This window comes from uncultured Polaribacter sp., from assembly GCF_947500975.1.
Lineage (GTDB): Bacteria > Bacteroidota > Bacteroidia > Flavobacteriales > Flavobacteriaceae > Polaribacter.
In genome coordinates, this window is the sequence record NZ_CANMUE010000008.1 from 109,902 (window position 1) to 130,307 (window position 20,406).

20 protein-coding genes are annotated in these 20,406 nt (G+C 28.0%); 8 read left to right on the forward strand and 12 right to left on the reverse strand.

The window, feature by feature from the left end:
- Positions 1–62 precede the first annotated feature (62 nt).
- The 3 genes from pnuC to arfB all read left to right on the forward strand — a co-directional run bounded on the left by pnuC (position 63) and on the right by arfB (position 1,786).
- The gene (pnuC, locus tag Q0733_RS10230) at positions 63–695 is read left to right on the forward strand and encodes a nicotinamide riboside transporter PnuC (RefSeq protein WP_298782115.1); all 633 of its coding nucleotides are present in this window, start codon (positions 63–65) and stop codon (positions 693–695) included.
- A complete protein-coding gene (locus Q0733_RS10235) occupies positions 656–1,315 on the forward strand; it encodes an ATP-binding protein (RefSeq protein ID WP_298782116.1) in 660 nt (219 codons plus the stop codon). Before pnuC ends, Q0733_RS10235 begins: the two co-directional genes overlap by 40 nt.
- 66 nt (positions 1,316–1,381) lie before the next feature.
- Positions 1,382–1,786, forward strand: coding sequence for an alternative ribosome rescue aminoacyl-tRNA hydrolase ArfB (gene arfB / locus Q0733_RS10240; RefSeq protein ID WP_298782117.1), 405 nt, complete (start codon positions 1,382–1,384; stop codon positions 1,784–1,786).
- Positions 1,787–1,793: 7 nt separating this feature from the next.
- Here the strand turns inward: arfB and Q0733_RS10245 are convergent, their stop codons facing one another.
- A complete protein-coding gene (locus Q0733_RS10245) occupies positions 1,794–2,192 on the reverse strand; it encodes a hypothetical protein (protein ID WP_298782118.1) in 399 nt (132 codons plus the stop codon).
- 343 nt (positions 2,193–2,535) lie between these two features.
- Here Q0733_RS10245 and Q0733_RS10250 point away from each other — a divergent pair, with 343 nt between their 5' ends.
- The 4 genes from Q0733_RS10250 to Q0733_RS10265 all read left to right on the forward strand — a co-directional run bounded on the left by Q0733_RS10250 (position 2,536) and on the right by Q0733_RS10265 (position 7,590).
- Complete coding sequence (locus Q0733_RS10250) at positions 2,536–4,914, forward strand: TonB-dependent receptor (protein ID WP_298782119.1); 2,379 nt, start codon at positions 2,536–2,538, stop codon at positions 4,912–4,914.
- Between the two features lie 152 nt (positions 4,915–5,066).
- Positions 5,067–5,834, forward strand: coding sequence for a hypothetical protein (locus Q0733_RS10255; protein ID WP_298782120.1), 768 nt, complete (start codon positions 5,067–5,069; stop codon positions 5,832–5,834).
- Positions 5,825–6,448, forward strand: a complete 624-nt coding sequence (locus Q0733_RS10260; RefSeq protein ID WP_298782121.1) for a hypothetical protein — start codon at positions 5,825–5,827, stop codon at positions 6,446–6,448. Before Q0733_RS10255 ends, Q0733_RS10260 begins: the two co-directional genes overlap by 10 nt.
- Positions 6,449–6,456: 8 nt before the next feature.
- Positions 6,457–7,590, forward strand: coding sequence for a hypothetical protein (locus Q0733_RS10265; protein ID WP_298782122.1), 1,134 nt, complete (start codon positions 6,457–6,459; stop codon positions 7,588–7,590).
- Between the two features lie 147 nt (positions 7,591–7,737).
- Here Q0733_RS10265 and Q0733_RS10270 read toward each other — a convergent pair whose 3' ends face one another.
- The 9 genes from Q0733_RS10270 to Q0733_RS10310 all read right to left on the reverse strand — a co-directional run bounded on the left by Q0733_RS10270 (position 7,738) and on the right by Q0733_RS10310 (position 16,919).
- Positions 7,738–8,787: a leucine-rich repeat domain-containing protein gene (locus Q0733_RS10270; RefSeq protein WP_298782124.1), complete on the reverse strand. Its 1,050-nt coding sequence runs from the start codon at positions 8,785–8,787 to the stop codon at positions 7,738–7,740.
- Positions 8,788–8,933: 146 nt separating this feature from the next.
- A complete protein-coding gene (locus Q0733_RS10275) occupies positions 8,934–9,473 on the reverse strand; it encodes a hypothetical protein (RefSeq protein WP_298782125.1) in 540 nt (179 codons plus the stop codon).
- A 145-nt stretch (positions 9,474–9,618) separates the two neighbouring features.
- Complete coding sequence (gene truB, locus Q0733_RS10280; protein ID WP_298782126.1) at positions 9,619–10,308, reverse strand: tRNA pseudouridine(55) synthase TruB; 690 nt, start codon at positions 10,306–10,308, stop codon at positions 9,619–9,621.
- A gap of 10 nt (positions 10,309–10,318) precedes the next feature.
- The gene (locus Q0733_RS10285) at positions 10,319–11,113 is read right to left on the reverse strand and encodes an undecaprenyl-diphosphate phosphatase (RefSeq protein ID WP_298782127.1); all 795 of its coding nucleotides are present in this window, start codon (positions 11,111–11,113) and stop codon (positions 10,319–10,321) included.
- Position 11,114: 1 nt separating this feature from the next.
- Positions 11,115–11,357: a DUF3098 domain-containing protein gene (locus Q0733_RS10290; protein ID WP_298782128.1), complete on the reverse strand. Its 243-nt coding sequence runs from the start codon at positions 11,355–11,357 to the stop codon at positions 11,115–11,117.
- Positions 11,358–11,360: 3 nt separating this feature from the next.
- Positions 11,361–12,239 carry an ABC transporter permease gene (locus Q0733_RS10295; RefSeq protein ID WP_298782129.1) on the reverse strand — a complete coding sequence of 293 codons (879 nt, stop codon included), beginning with the start codon at positions 12,237–12,239 and terminating at the stop codon, positions 11,361–11,363.
- Between the two features lie 77 nt (positions 12,240–12,316).
- Positions 12,317–12,718 (reverse strand): methylmalonyl-CoA epimerase, encoded by a 402-nt coding sequence (gene mce / locus Q0733_RS10300; RefSeq protein WP_298782130.1) that lies wholly within the window; start codon positions 12,716–12,718, stop codon positions 12,317–12,319.
- Positions 12,719–12,726: 8 nt separating this feature from the next.
- A complete protein-coding gene (locus Q0733_RS10305) occupies positions 12,727–14,148 on the reverse strand; it encodes a DUF5689 domain-containing protein (RefSeq protein ID WP_298782131.1) in 1,422 nt (473 codons plus the stop codon).
- A gap of 11 nt (positions 14,149–14,159) precedes the next feature.
- On the reverse strand, positions 14,160–16,919 hold the full coding sequence (locus tag Q0733_RS10310; RefSeq protein ID WP_298782132.1) for a TonB-dependent receptor: 2,760 nt from the start codon (positions 16,917–16,919) through the stop codon (positions 14,160–14,162).
- A 146-nt stretch (positions 16,920–17,065) separates the two neighbouring features.
- On the opposite strand from Q0733_RS10310, the gene Q0733_RS10315 reads away from it, so the two are divergent.
- A complete protein-coding gene (locus Q0733_RS10315) occupies positions 17,066–18,121 on the forward strand; it encodes an endonuclease/exonuclease/phosphatase family protein (protein ID WP_298782133.1) in 1,056 nt (351 codons plus the stop codon).
- 87 nt (positions 18,122–18,208) lie between these two features.
- Here the strand turns inward: Q0733_RS10315 and Q0733_RS10320 are convergent, their stop codons facing one another.
- Together Q0733_RS10320 and Q0733_RS10325 are read right to left on the reverse strand one after the other, a co-directional pair.
- On the reverse strand, positions 18,209–19,738 hold the full coding sequence (locus Q0733_RS10320; protein ID WP_298782134.1) for a ribonuclease E/G: 1,530 nt from the start codon (positions 19,736–19,738) through the stop codon (positions 18,209–18,211).
- Positions 19,739–20,034: 296 nt separating this feature from the next.
- Complete coding sequence (locus tag Q0733_RS10325; protein WP_298782135.1) at positions 20,035–20,325, reverse strand: HU family DNA-binding protein; 291 nt, start codon at positions 20,323–20,325, stop codon at positions 20,035–20,037.
- Positions 20,326–20,406 lie beyond the last annotated feature (81 nt).

Sequence of the window (20,406 nt, forward strand, 5' to 3'; positions counted from 1 at the left end):
CTATTGTGATAGAAAAACAAAACGCCTTACTTTTGACTTTTAAAAAACCAAACTAAAACAACATGACAGAAATTTTAGATTTTCTTTTTGGTCAATACTCACAATCATCTACTATAGATATTACACTTGAAATTATTGCTATAATTTTTGGTTTTTTATCAGTTTGGTTTTCGAAACAAAATAAAATTTGGGTATTTCCAACAGGGATGATTAGTACATCAATCTTTGTGTATTTGTTATTAAAATGGGAATTGTTAGGTGATATGATGATTAACATTTATTACTTTATCATGAGTGTTTATGGTTGGTATATTTGGACTCGTAAAGTAGATAACGATTTGGTTACACCTATCTCTGTAACAACAAAAAAAGAGAAAAAAACAGCTGTTTTTATTTTTATAGCAACTTTAGTTTTTGTTTTTATCATCTATAAAATTTTTAACAAATGGACATCTTGGGTTGCATATGCAGATACCATAACAACCGCCATTTTCTTTGTTGGAATGTGGTTAATGGCAAGACGTAAAATTGAAAATTGGTTGTTTTGGATTGTAGGAAACATCATTTCTGTACCTTTATATTTTTACAAAGGATTTACATTCACTAGTTTTCAATACTTAGGATTTACATTTATAGCAATATTTGGTTATTTAGCATGGAAAAAAAGCTTAGACAAAAAGACATCAACATTGTAAAAGTGGTTTTGTTTGGTCCAGAATCTACTGGAAAAACAACACTTTCTCGTCATTTAGCAAGACATTACAATACTGTTTGGGCTCCAGAATTTGCAAGAGAATACTTACAAAACAAATGGAACAATGAGCGTAAAACTTGTGAAGCAGATGATTTAATACCAATTGCAATTGGGCAAATGAAATTGGAAAATACATTGGCAAAAAAAGCTGATAAAATATTAATTTGCGATACAGATTTATTAGAAACCAAAGTATATTCTGAAGAATTTTATGGTGGTTTTGTTGATGAAAAACTAGACAAAGCAGCTAATGAAAACACCTATGATTTATACTTACTCACTTATATTGATACTCCTTTTGAAGAAGACGATTTAAGAGACAGACCAGAACTACGGTTAGAAATGTTTAATGCTTTTGAAAACGCTTTAAAAAAACATAACAGACCCTATATTTTACTAAAAGGAGATAAAGAAACTCGTTTAAAAAATGCTACCGCAGCAATTGATAAAATTATTGCAGATAAAGAAAATTTACATTCTTTTTCTGACTCTTTACAAGATATAGATATGCATTTTTTACATCATAGCTCAGATGATTTTGGAAATTCTTATGATTTTTAAATAAATAAGAGAAAAAAGAAGCTTATCAATTTTCTTTTATCTCTTTTCTAACTCTTTTTAGAAAAAATGAACAAAGAAAATATCATCAAAGAACTTAATTTTAAGGCCATCAGAAGTTCTGGTGCTGGAGGTCAGCATGTAAATAAAACATCTTCAAAAATTGAGCTAACTTTTGATGTAGAAAACTCAAATTCCTTGTCTAATAATGAAAAAGATATTTTAAAAGTAAAACTCGCATCAAAATTAACCAATGAAAATGTGTTACTTATCTTCTGTGAAGAAACACGCTCTCAACATAGAAATAAAGATTTAGTTATTAAACGTTTTTTAAATTTGTTGACAACAAGTTTAATTCGCCCTAAAATAAGACGTAAAACAAAACCAAGTAAAGCTTCTATCAGAAGAAAAACTGAAAGCAAAAAAAGAACTTCCGTAAAAAAAGCATTAAGAAAAAAACCAGATATAAATTAAAGTAAAATTAGCTATTTTTCATTTTCTCTAAATACTCACCCATTTTTTGATGCACAATATTTATAGCTTTTAAAGGCCTAATCATTACTTTTATTTCTTTTAATTGCCCTTCTTCATTAAACTTAATCATATCAATTCCGTTAACTGAAACATCGCTAATTTCAGTTTCAAATTCTAACAAAGCATTTTCTTCGTCGCAAACTTCTCTTATATATTTAAAATAACCGTTTGCTATAATTTTAGCTGCAGCTGTTAAATACATACTTACCATAAATTTACCTTTAATGGGTGTAAATACAACCGGAGAGTATAAAACAGCCTCATCTGCAATTAAATTTTTTAATCCATCAATATTTCTTGTTTCTAAAAATTGATGCCAGGTTTCTAATCCTTTTAATTTATCCATCTTAAAAATGCTTTTCTCAAAGCTACAAAAAAAACCATTTATAATTTGTTATTTAAAATTTACGTCTTAGTTTTGCGCCGTTCTCATAAAGGGGTGCTAAAACTGGATATTATTTCTTAGGAAACAAGTTCAGCAAAAGCTGAGATCATACCCAATGAACCTAGAACAGGTAATGCTGTTTAGGGAAATATCGTTAAGTCATTGCGAAGAATTTATTCTGAAGCAATCTTTATTCTGAAGAGATTACCAAGTCGTAACCTCCTCGTAATGACTAAAAATTTTAATTATTCAATATTAATCACAAGAATAATTACCTCTTTTTATTCGTTTTAAATTTTTTAAAATGAAAAAAAATATCTTTTTTTTATTCTTGTTTACAAGTATACTTGTAAACGCCCAAACATTTACACTAAAAGGAAAAGTAGTAAATGAAAACAACGAACCTTTACCAGGAGCAACTATTTTGGTAAAAGAAAGTAAAAAAGGAACTTCAACCGATTTTGATGGTCAGTTCTCAGTAAATCTTCCAAAAGGAAAGTACACAATTCAAGTTTCTTTTATTGGCTACAAGTCAGTTTCTAAGGAAGTTTCTTTGACTAAAAATGATGAAATTGAGTTTTCATTATTGCCAGATTCTACAGTTTTAGAAGAGGTTTTGGTTTCTGCAGTTCGTGTAAAAGCGAATTCGCCAGTAACACATTCTAACTTATCAAAAAAGGAAATTGCAAAACGTAATTTAGGACAAGACATTCCTATTTTGCTTAACTATTTACCTTCTGTAACTACATCTTCTGATGCTGGAGCAGGTATTGGTTACACGTATATTCGTGTTCGTGGTTCTGATGGAAGTCGTGTAAACGTTACAGTAAACGGAATTCCGTACAACGATGCAGAAAGTCAAGGAACTTTTTGGGTAAATATGGGTGATTTTGCTTCTTCTACAGAAAGCTTACAATTACAACGTGGTGTTGGTACATCTACCAACGGTTCTGGTGCTTTTGGTGCGAGTTTAAACATTTTAACGGATGCTATTTCTGAAGAAGCTAGTGGAGAAATTTCAAACTCTTTTGGTTCTTATGGAACAAGAAAACATACAGTAAAATTTACAACAGGAAAAATAAATGACAATTTTGAGTTTGCTGGTCGTTTGTCTAATGTGTATTCTGATGGTTACATAGACAGAGCTTTTACAGATTTAAAATCGTATTTCTTACAAGCTTCTTATGTAGATGAAAACACCTTAGTAAAAGCATTGGCTTTTGGAGGTAAAGAATATACTTATCAAGCTTGGTATGGCTTAACTGCAGAGGAATTAGCAGAGGATAGAAAACAGAATCCTTATACCTATGATAATGAAACTGACAACTACCAACAAGATCATTATCAGTTGCATTGGAATGAGAAATTAAACAAAAATTGGTCTACAAACTTAGGTTTAAATTACACAAGAGGTAAAGGATATTTTGAGCAATTTAAAGAAGAAGAATCTGCTGAAGATTTTAATAACTTAATTACAGAAGATAGTGATGTTGTTGTTAGACGTTGGTTAGACAACCATTTTTATGTAGCCAATTTTAACGCTACATACAAAAACAATAATATAGAAGTTATTGGAGGAATGTCTTACAGCAACTATACTAATGATCATTTTGGAGAAATAATTTGGGGAAGTGATTTATCTGAGGGAACTAGTATTAGAGATCAATATTATTTTAGTGATGCTAAAAAAACAGATTATAGTTCATTTATAAAAACTACTTATAAAATATCAAATCAATTAACTGCTTTTGTTGATTTACAAGGAAGGTTTGTAACTTATAAAACAAAAGGATTGACATCTGATAGAGATGAAATAGATGTAAATACTAATTTCAATTTCTTTAATCCTAAATTAGGATTAACATACACACTTAACAACTCAAATAGTTTTTATGCATCTTATGCAAAAGCAAACAGAGAACCTAATAGAAATGATTTTGAAGTAGGAACTACACAACACGAAAGTTTAGATGATTATGAGTTAGGTTGGCGTTTAAAAAACGAAAACATTAAATTAAGTACCAATGTTTACTATATGGATTATAGAAATCAGTTAGTATTAACTGGTGCTTTAAATGATGTTGGTTCTCCTATTAGAGCTACAAGCGGAAAAAGTTACCGTTTAGGTTTAGAAGTTGATGCAGATATTCGTGTAAATGATCAATTTTCTATTAGACCAAATGTAGCCATAAGTTCTAATAAGAACGTAGATTTTAACGCGACCATAAATGGTGATTTAGTTAATTTAGGAAATACGCCTATTTCTAATTCTCCTGATGTAATTGCAGGTAATGCTTTTGTTTTTCAGCCTTTAAAAAACTTACAATTTTCTCTTTTATCTAAATATGTTGGCGAACAATATATGGGTAATTTAGGTGGTGCAGTTGTGAATGAACCATCAATTCTTTATAAAGAAATATCTACAGATAACGAAAAACTAAAAAGTTATTTTACAAGTGATTTTAATGCAGTTTATGAAATAGAAACAAATAAAATATTTAAATCGGTTGTATTTACTGCTTTAATAAATAACATCTTTAACAAAAAATATGTAGACAGGGGTTATTATTACACCTATGATGACACTTGGACAACTGCTGGTGTTACAACAACTGTTGATGGAGCTGGTTATTATCCGCAAGCAACAAGAAACTTCTTATTAGGAGTTACATTAAAATTTTAATTACACTTTTTAAAAACCTCTTATTATTAAAAATAAGAGGTTTTTTCTTACTTGACTTTCTGTTTTAAAAAAGATAACTTAGCTAACTTCTGATATATGTCATTAAAAAAGACGTTATATCACTAATAACGTGGCAGTAATTAAAAAACAGAATGTTAAAAGTAAACTACAACAACAAAGAATATAAGTTTCCGCAAATGAATCCTATGCAATGGAATTCTTATGTATATGGAACTATTAATTTAGATAATAATTGGCGTGAATTAGATTATAAAAACGGTGGACATACCTTAAACATAGGTGCTATTTCTTATTTTGAAGTTCCTAAACAGTTATTTAATGAATTGTATAAAAGTGAGTTCTTTTTTTCAGAACAAATAATCAATGAAATTGAAGATGGAGAATCTTTTGAAAAACTTCCAATAATATATTTTAATTTAGATATAAATTTTACCAAAATATTTGATTTTAACACTTATGAAAGTGTTTTGATTGGAAATATAAAAAGTAAGTTTCCTACTTTTAAAGAACTTGAAAATTTAGTTTTAGATAAAGAAATTATTGAAGATTCTTTATTACGTTTAAGTGATTCTTTTAATTACGAACCTACACTTACGGCAATACGTTTTGGAAAAATAAAAAACAATAGTATAAACTTAATCTGTATTGCTGAATTTGAAACTCGCAATAAAACCAAAGGAGTTATTGAAATTAATGTTTGGTTACCTATTAACTTCTATTTTGAAGCAGGTGTTTACTCAAACAGTTTTCCTAACTTATCAATAAAAGAAAGATTAATAGAAGTTAGAGATTGCTTTGCTACAGTATATAACATATCTGAATATGATTTAACCGAAAAAATAGTTGATCAAAAAAATAAACGAGTAAAAATTCAATTTCAAAATAAAAAATGGAATTAGTACTTGCAATAGAACAACTTTATCAAACATTTTCTAAATTAACAAAACCAACTAAAATTGTAAATTATGGATGTGTTAGTTGCATTTCTAAGGATGATGAAAAATACTTTTTACAAACACCACTTAAAAAATTGAATGATCACATTTTTGGCGGCATTATGGAGTCTGGCAATGTTATAGAAATGGGTAACGAATGTTACAAATACTTTATTCCAAGAATTTTAGAATTGATAACAATAGAAAACTATGATTTTAGTTTTTCATTTGTGGAATACATTTACCGTGATTTTGCAAAATTCGACTATAAAAACACCTTTAATGAAAAAGAAAGAAGAGCTGTTGATAATTTTTTTTATTCATATTTAGAACAAGAATTGGCAAAACCAAAAGTTGAAAGAGATGAATCTGAAATATTTAATATTGCCGAAACAGGGTTTAATGCAATTCCTCTTTTAGAAAAAATTCAACAAAGAAAAGACTGGGGAGAAATAAAAAAAGAACTCAATTATCATCTTTATTTACAAGAAAATAAATGGGTGAAATCTAAAGCAGAATTTAAAATTTGGAGCAAAAAAGGCACAAGAAAAAGTATAATTAATTATCTTTCAAATTAAAAATTGAAATGAAAAAACCGATCTCACTTTATGCTCCGGAATATTATAACGAAAAAATTATAACTAAAAATCGCCTAATACTAAAAAAAACAAAAGCATTACTTGCTGAAGACAATAACAAGTCATTATTTATTGCAAGTGTTGAAAACACTAAAGAATACAAATGTAATATCCCAGAAATTACTGAAGAATATAGAAATATTGCCACTAGATCATTCCATAAAGACCGAGAAAAAAACTGGGAATTACAAACTAAAATTAATGGTTGTAAAATCTATACTAGCAATTGGAATGATAAAGATTATCATTTTAGAATTTATTGGATTGTTATTTCTGAAGACCATTTAATACAACTTTTCGGGCTATTTGAACCAAAATTTTCAGGGTTTTATAAACAACATTTTATGTTGAAAGGGCTAGATACAGAAATAGATACAAGTTTTGATTTTACATCTGAAACAAATCCAAATAATTTATTTGATTGCTTTCTTGTAGAAGTAGATATTAACGAGTTGCAAGAACGAATAGATGAGGCAAAACAAAAAGAAATTAAAGCCCAGTTTTTAAAAGAAAATTTAAAACTGTCTAACAAAAACTTTTACACCATTTTAGCTACAGAACTTAAAGAAAAAGAAGAAGCGATTATAGATAGTTTTATGTGTAAAGATTGGAATATGTATTACGACTTACACAATCCAGAGAACTTTTCTAATCCAGACAGTACGATAGAATGGGAAGACAATTCAGATGTTTTTGAATACTACAAAAAACCACATACTGATAACTCAAAAGTAACTATTGTGTGTAACGAAACAATTTGTGATTTACATGCATTGAAAAAACTTATTGATAATATAGAAATCGCAGAACAAAAAATACTTTCTTTTTTTGAGCATTATACTTTTGGAAATGGGGGAGCTTACGCGGATGCAATTCATTATAAATACGCTAAAATAGAAATTGAACGATTACATAATACTACTTATACCAATAATGAATTTTTAAAACGAAATTTATGCTTAAGTGATATTATATTAACTGAAAACTCTAATGAATTAAAACTATATTTTGAGTGCAGTTGGGATACTGAACATGGAATTGACATTATCTTAAATGATAAATTTGAATGCAAGACGGAATAATAACTAGTGTAATGGACTAGTATAAGAAGAATAACGGATTTTTTGTACTAATTTTTGGATAAAGAGAGACCTACTTAATATTTACTTAGTTTGGTTTTAGCTATTGAACCTCTATTATTATTTTTATACATTGTTAGGCATTATTTTTTAATCTACTAATATTTTAGTTTCAGATAATTCCTCAACTAGTTTTTCTTTGGTCTTCTGCTTTAAATTATTGGTTGTCAACCTCAATTTTTTCAACCATTTCATCTTGTAAATTGAATCAGGTAAATCTTGTAATAAATTATTATCTAAGTCTATTTCTTTTAAATTATTACAGTTAAAAATCAGTTCAGGTATGTGCCTAACACTCTGACAAGACCACAGATGTAATACTTGCAAACTCTCAAGCAAATGTAATTCGTCCATCAAGTTTGTTGGGTCAAATTTATTTGTCCAATTTGAGTTGATTTTTAATACTTTTAATTTTTTTAATTTCCCGATTCCTTTTGGTATCTCTTTAAGGTTATTAATTCCTAAATTTAGTTCTGTAAGTTTTAATAATTCAAAAAGTTCTTTTGGAATTTTTATCAACCCATTACCTTCTAAATTTAACTTTTTTAGGCTAGTAAGTTTTGCAATAGAATTGGATATTTTTGCTTTTGAAGCACTTAGTTTAAGGTCTGTCAGCTTTTTGTTTTCTTTTAATATATTGACCATTTGTTCAAAATCAAATTTAGTAGCACCAACCAATATTTCTAATTTTGACAATTCAGTCAGTTGACTTAGTGACTTAGGAAGTTTTGTAAGAGGAACTGCAAACAAACTTAGTGATTTTAAGTTTTTCATTTTTCCTATAGTTTCAGGAATTGTATTAAAGCTTCCAGTTATTGTCAGTTTTTCTATGTTTTCCAATGAGAAAATTATTTCTAGCTCTTTTTCGTTTTTACAAAAAACTCCTAGTTCTTTTAGGCTAGGGTAAGAACTTAAGTTGTTTGGAAAACTCACCCTTTCACACCCATAAAAATTAAGTATTTTCAGTTTGGGTAACTGTGAAACAAATTCAGGTATAATCTCGATATCTGTATACCCAATATCTAATTTTTCTAAATTCTTACATTTTTCTATTTCTGATGGAATTTCTTCCCAACCTACTAAGTCAATGCGTTTAACTGAAAGTGGGGCTTTGTTAATCTTTTTTAAGAGTTTTTCCATTTCGTTTTTAAAATAATAACTAACGTTTTATGTGTATGATTTGTTGCGTTGGTTTAGCAAATAAATACTTAATTGAAAATCCGCGAGGATTTTCGTAAGTTGGCTAAAAGAAAGCAATAAAATATACACGGTGTTGTAGGTAGTTTTTATTCAATAATCTTTGTTTTTTCCTTTTTCAAATCAGATGTGAATTTAAATTCAAAATTTTGCTCTTTTTCTATGTTTTTCAGATCAAAGCTAAAAACGGTAAATTCATATTTTGAATTATTTTCTTTTTTTAATTCCGTGTAATCTTGCAATTTCCTTTTTCTCAAGTTGGCATATAATTCAGACACTTTTTTATTTGATTGTGAAATTTCTACTGCTTTTTTTATTCGGATAATTTCAGCGAGTAAATCTGATTCAAACTTTTTCTTTGAATTTGAATATCCATTCGAATCTAAATAATTCCAAATTTTATTATTGTGAATTTCAACACTATCGATTAAACTTTCAATGAATGAATCTCCTGCAATTCCTTTTATTTTAAATGGCCAATCTTTTTCAATTATTTTTTCCGCATTTTGATTTACAAAGTTTCCAATACTGAAAAGAGTCCAAATTTCGAGCGTGTCATTTTTTTTCTCAATTTGTGCTAAAGTCAAACTAGAAATCAGTAAAATTAATATGTTCGTTAGTATTTTCATTTAATTACCTACAACAATATATTAAAACAATAAAGTTAAGTTACAACCTAAAATTAGTTCATATTATAAAGTCTACCAAACTTGAAAGCAAGTATATTCTAAAATCTTACTAAACACATCAACCGTTAGTGTTTTTCAAAGTTTATTATTCAACCAAGTTTTCAATAAAACTTTCAATAGAGCTTGCATTATCAACAGAAAAATCACCAATTTTAGTTCTTCTTAAAGCTGATAAATGAGCTCCAGAGTTTAATGCTTTTCCATAATCGAATGCTATTGAGCGAATATAAGTTCCTTTACTACAAACTACTCTAAAATCAACTTGAGGTAGATTAATATTTGTAATTTCAAATTCTGAAATGGTTACTTGTCTTGAAGCAATTTCTGTTGTTTCACCTTTTCTAGCTAACTCATACAAGCGTTTTCCATCTTTTTTAATAGCTGAAAAAATGGGTGGTTTTTGCTGAATATCACCTAAAAACTGTTTTGTAGTTTCTTTTAAAAGTGATTCTGTAATATGTTCAGTAGAAAATGATTGATCAATCTCTGTTTCTAAATCATAACTAGGCGTGGTTGAACCGACGGTAAAAGTACCCGTATATTCTTTTATCTGACCTTGATAAGTATGAATATTTTTAGTTTCCTTACCTGTACAAATAATTAATAAACCTGTTGCTAAAGGATCTAAAGTACCAGCATGACCAACTTTAATTTTCTTAATTTTAAAACGCTGTTTAATATGCCAACGTAATTTATTTACAACTTGAAAAGAGGTCCATGTAAGTGGTTTATCAATTAATAAAACCTTACCGTTCTTAAAATTTTCTTCAGTCATTTTTATCGACTTATTTTAAAAACGAATATGCTACTGCAATAGCACCAACTATGGCACAGTAAATTGAAAAATAATATAATTTGCTTTTCTTAACTAAAGCAATCATCCATTTACAAGCTAATAAACCAGCTAAAAATGCGGCTATAAAACCAGCGGAAACAGATATCATTTCTGATGATTGAAAATTTAAATCTCCACTTAAAACATCTTTTCCAATTTTTCCAAAAATTAAAGGAACAACCATTAAAAAAGAAAAACGCGCAGCTTTTACCCTATCTACACCTAATAAAACGGAAGTAGAAATTGTTGCTCCAGATCTAGAAATACCTGGTAACATTGCTACTGCTTGAGAAACACCAATTATTAAAGCATCCCAAAAAGTTACTTTTTTTTCTGTGCTTTTTGCTTTATCTGCAAATAATAATAAGATTGCTGTTAAAAATAGCATCATACCAACTATAAAAATCTCTCCACTAAAAAAGGATTCTAATTGTTCTTCAAAAAGAAGTCCAATTACTACAGCAGGAATCATTGAAATAATAATTTTTAATGAGAATTTTAATTCATCATTCCATTTAAATTGAAATAATCCTTTAAATATTTCCAATACTTCTTTTCTAAAAATTACTAAAGTACTTAACGCGGTTGCAAAGTGTAAAACTACTGTAAATGTTAGGCTCTCCTCAGGCACAGATGTATCACCTAAAACAACTTTTGCTAATTCTAAATGCCCGCTTGAAGAAACAGGTAAAAACTCAGTTAATCCCTGAATAAGACCTAACACGATTGCTTCTAAAATATCCATATTATTTTTTAGGATTTACCAAAATAGCATAAATTTCTATTGCTAAACCAATAATTACTAATGTTGGTGCTAATCTAATACGTTGCCAATTATAAATTTCTTCATTAAAAACTTCAGGATTATCACTACCTCCACCAGACATAAAAATAAAGCCCAAAGTAATAAAAACAATACCAATTGCCATGAACATGTAATTTCTTTTTCCGAATAAAAATTCAGAATTTTCTATGTTTTTATCTTTCATATTCTAATAATAAAGTTCTTCTGTTTGTAAATTTAAAAAACGTTGAGTAGCAAAAAAAGTACTTAACATAGTTATTATAAATGCTGCTAAAACAACACCTAAAGCTAAATAAATTAAAGATATATAGTCTTTTAAAATATTTAAACTTGGCACATATTTATCAATATAAAAAATTACAACTGCCAAGCCAATTAATGCTAAAAATGCACCGAGCATTCCTAGTTTTATACTTCTAAAAATAAAAGGTTTTCTAATAAAACCTTTAGTAGCACCAACCATTTGCATTGTTTTAATGTTAAACCTTTTACTATAAATTGATAACCTTATTGAACTATTAATTAAAATAATAGCTATTAAACTAAAGAACCCACTTAAAACTAAAAGCCAAAAACTAATTCTTTTAATATTTTTTGTTAATAATGCTATCAAAGGTTTATCATAAGAAACATCTACTATAAATGCATTTTTTAAAAATCTAGTTTCCAATTCTTGCATTTTATCTAAAGTAACATAATCCGCTTTTAGGTAAATATCAATTCCATTTTTTAAAGGATTTTCTCCTAAAAAATTTAAAAAATCTTCACCAATTTCTTTACTATATTTTTTTGCGGCTTGTGTTTTACTAATATAAATTGCCTTTTTGGTAAAATCTTCTGTTAAAAGAGATTCTCTAAAAGTTTTAATTTGTTTTTGAGTTACCTCATCTTTAATAAATAAAGAAATGGCAACTTTTTCTTTAACATGATTGGCAACTTTTGTAGATTTTAACAAAACCAACCCCAAAACACCAACCATAAAAAGCACTAATGCAATACTTATTACTACTGAAAAGTAAGAAGATTGTAGGCGTCTTTTTTGATAAGAATCAAATTTTGATGACATATTTAGTTTTGATTTTTAAAACAGCTGCAAGATAATAATTAGTACTCATTTAACAGTAAGTGTTAGCAGTATTTTAACTATTCTATTTCTTGGCACAACTCAATTAAAACTCCATTTGTAGCTTTTGGATGTAAAAAGGCAACCAACTTATTGTCTGCTCCTTTTTTTGGGGTTTCATTTAAGACAATAAAACCTTCTTTTTTTAATCTTGTAATTTCTGATTGAATATCAGTTACAGCAAATGCTATATGATGAATTCCTTCTCCTTTTTTATCTATAAATTTTGCAATAGGGCTATTAGAATCTGTTGCCTGTAGCAATTCTATTTTATTAGGACCACTTTTAAAAAATGAAGTTGTTACACCTTCTGAAGCAACCTCTTCTGTTTTATAAGGTAGTTTACCAAAAAGTGAAGTAAATAGTTTGTTAGAATCCTCGAGGTTTTTAACAGCAATTCCTATATGTTCTATTTTATTCATTATAAAAATTATCTAGCATTAATTTTAATATTATCTATTTCGTAAGTTCCATCAAAACTTACATTTCCAGAACCTGTATATTTAAAAGCGATAAAAGCCGTACCTGTATAACTTGATAAATCTATATAAGTTGAATGTACCCAGTTTTTAAAATTTTCTCCATCAGAAACAATTTTTGCAGGTAAAACATCCCAAATCGCAGAAGTAATATTCGCATTTACACCGTCCCAGTTTGTAGAAATTAAAACTTCTAAATTACTTCCATTTGCAAAACTGTTTGATGATTCAAATGATAAAAATTCTTCTGAAGTTGTATCTAAATCTATTCCTTTTGTTATTAGCCAAGTTATTGTACTTGAATTTCCTGAATTGCTAGAACCAACTCTGGCTGCAATACTTTGCGAGTAAGTATCAGAATATGACCTCCAAGATTGTGTACCTTCTTCTCTATAGTTACCCCAATCTTCAATAGATATTTCGCCTGATGTTTCTTCAAAATCTTCTTCTAACAAAATTGTAGGAAAATCATTTTCTGACAATGTTGAACATCGTTCTCCAGTCATAAAAACATCTTCTACAGAATTTAAAACTAATACTAAAAAATCGCCACCAAAATCATTTGAAACTACCGCATTAATATAACCTCCTCCGGTTGGTAATGTGTTATTAGCAAAACTTGCAAAAGAACTTGTTTCTAATAAAAGGTCTGCATATCCTAAAGTTTGACAGCTTTGTATTTTTCTATGAGTATCAAAATCTTCTGTTGGATCTACATAAGATTGTCCTTCTAAATTAGTTGGAAAAAGAACATTTTCTACTGTTATATAGGTTCCAATATCCGAAGCATTAACAGCCGCTAAAGAAACTGATTTTGGGATAATTGTTTCGGTAGTATTAGATCGAAAAAAATGATTTTCTAATTGATTTAGAGAAACACTTTCTATTTCACTTACATCGGTAGGACTAATTTTTCCTCCTATAGCAGTAACGCCATCTCCAGAATTTGTTTCTCCAATATATAAATCTTTCAGAAGGATATAAACTTCTCTACCAAAATTATACTTGTTATAATTGCTAGTTAAATTCAATACTACTTTAATACCGGCAGTTGGATCTTCAGGCGTATCTTGCATATAAAATTCTTTAAAAAAATTACCTTCTAAATCAGAAGAAACCACATAACCTTTAACAATAATGTTAGATGTAATTTTTAAAGGCTCGTTACCTGAAACATATAAAGATTTTAAATCATTTATAGTCTTTAACTCAATTTGCCCGTTACTTACACTATCTAAAAGTGCATTTAATTTTGAATTTTCTTCGGTTCCTATTCCTTGAGGAACTATATAATTACCATCTTCTACACAAGATGTAAAATAAATACTAGATACTAGAGCTAGTAATAAAATTAATAATAGATTCTTTTTCATTTTCTTTTTTTTTAAAAACTTAAATTAATATTTAAAAAATAGGTAGTTCCTCTACCATACCAATATTTATTACCAAATACTGGCTTATCTAAGGCTTTATCATCTCTTAATTGTCTATAATTAGCGTTTCTTCCTTGTTCAAATCCTCCAGATTTGTATTCCGTATTTAGTAAGTTATTTACAGTTGCAAATACACTAATAAATTTATCATTTATTTTCCAAGATTTTCCACCAACTAAATTAACAACTTTGTAATCATCAAACTTTTCTTGTTCTAATAATTCTTCAGCTAATTCTATATCATAATCTGTAAAAACCAAACCATCATCATCTGTATAAAAATTACTAGATCTATTTAAAGGTGCAACATCTACAAAAGTATTGCTGAAAAAATTTACAGTTGCTCCTACCCACCAATAATTTGGATCTCTATACTCAAAACCAATAGAATATGCATTTTGGGGTCCAGATGATAACTTGTAATTTTTAAGATTTGTTTGACCAAAATCTTTTGATCCGTTTACAAAACCAACAGAAACAGATTCTGAATCATCTTCTGATGTTAGATACAAATTTGGATTATTATCATAAATATATTTACCCATTGAAGCTGCTCCTTTTATCTTGATTGTTGAAGTAACTTGGGCTTCTAAACCAAATTCTAAACCTAAATGTTTTTTATTTATACCTGTTAAAACTTCTTGAACAAATGCTGTATTATCACCTCCAATACCATCAGCAAAATAAAAAGCTATTTCTGTAGCATCTTTAATATACGTATAATAACCCGTTAATTTAGATGTAACTATTGGCCCTCGAAAAATATAACTAGCATCAGTAGAAAACGTGCTTTCGCTTTGTAAATTTAGAACTACATTATTATTTTCTCTTGAGTTCGAAAATGAATTTTTTATTGTTGGCGCATTTGTTAAAAAAGCAACATTAGCATTTACTAAATGACGTCCATTAATTTTATAAGTTCCACCAGTTTTTACACCAAAATTTGTGAAATTTAGTTTTTTAGAATTCCCTAAAGAACTTGTTGGAAAACCTCCGTTTTGAAACAGCCCCTCTCTTTGATGCGAAGTTCTAGAGATATTTGCAGCAGCGTAAAAATCTATTTTATTATATGTAAATTGAGATTGAATAAATGCACTTAAAACATCTGAATTTAAATTATAATTGTATTTAAACTTATCTCCTTGCAAAACAACCCTATCTGGTGTCAGTAAGTTGTTTTGTTTCTCACTATCTGTTTCAGCAAAATTATCAATATCTAAATACCCTTTTCCCCCTAATAAATCTATAACTTCTGCAAAATTATTAGACCTTAAACGTTTGTATTCAACTTTAGCATTTAAAGTAATATTATTATTTATTTCTGAATTTAAAATGGAATTAAAAGTAAATTGTTTGTCGTCATTTCTATCTTCATACAATACATAAGCGCTATTTATATCTACATCAAAATTTGTAATATTTGCATCAAAAATTCTCTCCCAATCTAATTGTCCATTGCTTTGAAAATCTTCTAATGCTTCATAAGCACCTATTAAATCATTATTACTTTCATAAAAACTAGGTAAGTTTTGGTAATAAGTTGGACTTGGATTTGCGCCTCCATTAAAATCTAAACGACTATTTCCTATTTTACCAAACTGATAAGAAACATTTGTTTGCAAATAATTTTTATCAGAAATTTTCCAATAATGATTTAACATTAAAATTGGTTCTTTAACTTCTTTTATTCTAGAATTGGTTTTTCTACTATTTATATAACCCCAATACTCATTATATTTTATGCCTTTTAAATCAAAAACTTCTTGTGTATTTGGTGATGATTTACCTCTTCTATTTGGGGCAAAAATAGATGTAAAATTAATACTATGTTTTTCATCTATTTTTTTTTCTATAGATGCAAAAAAAGAATAAGCGTTGTAAATTGTAACATCATTAAAACCCTCTAAACCAGCTCTTCTACTTCCAGAAAAAGTCATTGCCCAACCATTTTCTAAAACACCAGACGAATAAGTTCCCATTACCCTATGCTCATAACTTCTATTAGATGAAGAATACGAAACTTTTACACCTGGTTTTTGCTCTGATGCTCTAGTATTCATATTTGTAGAACCTAAAACTCCACCAAAAGTAAAGTTAGAAGGATCTAAACCATTACTTAACTCTTGATTTCTTAATACATCATTTAGCCCACCCCAATTACTCCATTGTGCCCTACCATCGTACAACTTATTCATTTCAATTCCGTTAATTAAAACCTTACCGTTACCAGAATCTAAGCCTTTAATACTAAAAAAAGAAGAACTAAATTCAAAAGCGGCTGTACGTAAATAAATATCTTTTGTTGCTTGTAACAAACCAGCAATATTGTCTGCTGTATTAGCATCATTATTTAATTCATCATCTGTAATTGTAATTAAACTTAAATCCTGATCTTCAATAATATTTCTATATAAAAGTACAATACCTAAATCTATATTTGTATTACCAGAAAATTCTACAGGAAAATTTTGAGTCTCATAACCCGTTAATTTTATCTCAACAATATATTTACCATTAATAATATTTATTAAGTTAAAAGCACCATTTAAACTTGTTACTTGGCTTTTTGATATATTTTTAATACTAACCAAAACGTTTTGAAGAGGAGTTTCCGAATTACTATCCGAAACAATTCCTTTTACAGTATTTTGTGATGATAAAGTTGTTATTAAAAAAAATAGCATAAATATTGATAAAACAATTTTTCTCATAAAGTCTGCTTATATTTTTATAAATTTACTAGCAATTTAGGATACAAAATTAACCATTTTTAACAAGATTTATCTTAAAAGAGTATTATATACCAATTTTCCTTTATTTTTACTTATAACTTAGTACGCTTTTTATCTGAAAATAAATGAAAAAGTATCTCCATTTTTTAATAATTATTTCTCTTTCAACTTCGACTCTTTTTTCTCAAAAAAAAGAAAAAAAATACAACATCAGAACCATTGCTTTTTACAATTTAGAAAATTTATTTGATACTATTAATGATACTACTATTAATGATGAAGCTAGTCCAATAATGGAGTTAAAAGCAAATAGATCTAAAGTTTATTGGGATAAAATTGATAAACTAAGTAGTGTTATTTCGCAAATTGGTTTAGACAAAGCAAATACTAGTCCAGCTATTATTGGTGTTTCTGAGGTAGAAAACTTAAGTGTTTTAGATGATTTAGTAAAATCCAAACATTTGATTCAAAAAAATTACGGAATCATTCATTATGATTCTCCCGATAAAAGAGGAATTGATGTAGCTTTATTATATCAGAAAAAATATTTTAAACCTATTCATCATGAGTCCTTTAATCCTAATATTTATAAAGAAAACTATAAAATATACACAAGAGATCAACTCTTAGTTTCTGGTTATTTAGATGATGAATTAATTCATTTAATAGTAAATCATTGGCCTTCTAGAAGAGGTGGTGAAGCAAAAAGTAGGCCTTTACGAGAAAAAGCAGCACACCAAAACACAAAAATTATTGCTAAAATTAGAGAAAAAGACGATAATGCTAAAATTTTAATTATGGGCGATTTTAATGATGACCCAACAAATTCTAGTTTTAAAAAAGTTTTAAAAACTAAAAGTCATAAAAATAAAATTGGTAAAATGGATATTTATAATCCATATGAAGATTTGTACCGAAGAGGCTTTAATACTTTAGGTTATAAAGATAAAATTAACTTATTTGATATGATTTTAATTTCATCACCATTATTAAATAAAAGCAAAAAAGATTTTTCTACTTATAAAATGTTTAAAGCAATGATTTTTAACAAGCGTTTTTTAACAGAAAAAAATGGTAAATACAAAGGGTATCCTTTTAGGAGTTTTTCAAATGGTGTTTATGCTGGTGGTTATTCTGATCACTATCCTGTTTACATGTATCTACTTAAAGAACAAAAATAATTTTAAATTTATATAAAATAAAAAACCCACAACTTTTAAAGTTATGGGTTTTTTTGATAAAAAATTATTGCCTTTATTATCTATTTATTACTTTTTAGTAACAAATCTATAATATAAGTATGTATAAGCATCTCTAGGTATAATTGTAATCCACTTTTTGTGTTTTAAATACCATTTAAAACGTATTGAGTATACTCCTTTAGTTAAATATGCAGCAATAAAAGGATGAATATGTAATTGTATCTTTTTATTGTTTTTAGAATTTGACATCAATTTTTCTAAATCTGCTTCAATATTGTCTAATAAGACAATTGGAGCCTCAACTTGACCATTTTTATTTGGGTTTTCTTCGGTAGTTTTTATACTTAACTCAGGTCTTACCCTTTGTCTTGTAATTTGTATCAACCCAAATTTACTTGGCGGTAATATTTTGTGTTTTGTTCTATCAAAAGACATTTGTTCTTTCAAGTGCTGAAACAGTTTATTTCTGTTTTCAGTTTTATGCATATCAATAAAATCAACAACTATAATACCACCCATATCACGCAATTGTAATTGACGTGCTACTTCTGTGGCAGCTATTAAATTTACTTCTAATGCAGTATCTTCTTGAGAACCTGCTTTATTAGAACGGTTTCCACTATTTACATCAATAACGTGTAAAGCTTCAGTATGCTCTATAACTAAATAGGCTCCTCTGCTCATGGAAACTGTTTTTCCAAACGAAGTTTTAATTTGTCTTTCAATTCCATATTTTTCAAAAATTGGAACATCAGATTTGTGAAGTTTTACAATTTTTTCCTTCTCAGGATAAATTTCTTGTAAATACTCCTTAATTTCAACATTTAAAGTTTCATCATTTGTAACAATGTTGGTGAATGATTCATTCATAATATCTCTTAAAATTGATGAAGCTCTGTTTAATTCGCTTAAAATTTTTGTTGGTGTATTTGTATTTGCTATTCTTTTAGACATTGTTTTCCAACGTTCTAAAGAGTTTTGTAAATCTTTATCTAGCTCTGCTACTTTTTTTCCTTGCGCAACAGTTCTTAAAATAACACCAAAGCCTTTAGGCTTAATACTTTTTGCCAATCTTTTTAATCGTTCTTTTTCTTTTGGATCTTCTATTTTTTGTGATACAGAAACTCTGTTAGAAAAAGGAACTAAAACCAAAAACCTACCAGCTATAGATAATTCTGAACTTAGTCTTGGTCCTTTTGTTGAGATTGGTTCTTTTACAATTTGTACTAATAGGTTTTGCCCTGATTTTAGTACTTTGTTAATACTACCGTCTTTGTGAATGTCTTCCTGAAATCGGAAATTTTTTAAAGTGAATTCTTTATACTTACCTGTGCCTACTTTCTTAATGAACTCATTTAATGATTTTACCTGCGCACCTAAATCATGATAATGTAAAAACCCATCTTTTGGGTACCCTACATTTACAAAGGCTGCATTTAAACCTGTTAATACTTTTCCTATTTTGGCTAAAAATATATCGCCAACAGAAAATTTATTATCAGATGTTTCATTATTTAATTCAATAAGTTTTCCATCTCTTAATAAGGCAAAATCAATATCAGATGAATTTGAACGAATTATTAATTCTGTTTTCATACTGAACTGGTTTTAACGCTACATAAAAAACATGCAGCATGGATTAATATTGTCAGGTATTTGTAATACCATTTGAGGTTTGTGTAACCTCGATGTCAATGAACTTTTTTTTGTTTTTTACTAAACAATAAACGAAAAAGTAAGCGAATGCTTACTTTTTCTTGTGTCTATTTGCTCTTGCTCTTTTTTTTCTTTTGTGCGTAGAGATCTTTGCTCTCTTTCTTTTTTTACCACTTGGCATAATGTACGATGTTTTTATAAACCTTATTATATTTTAGGTTTAGATTAATACTGTTTTATTTTACAGCTACTTTATTTTTTACTCCTTCTGTAAAAGTTTTGGCTGGTTTAAAAGCCGGAATATTGTGAGCTGGTATTTTGATCGTTGTATTCTTAGAAATATTTCTACCCGTTTTTTCTGCTCTTGTTTTGATAATAAAACTACCAAAGCCTCTTAAATAAACGTTATCTCCACTTTCTAATGCATCCTTTACTTCAGTCATAAATGCTTCAACTGTTGCTAAAACATCTGTTTTTTCTATACCAGATTTGTCTGAAATTTTTGATACGATATCTGCTTTCGTCATGTCTCTATTTTTACTATTTTTTTGTTAAATTTGTTTCAAAAATGCGGATGCAAATATATGATAATTAATCAATTCCAAAAA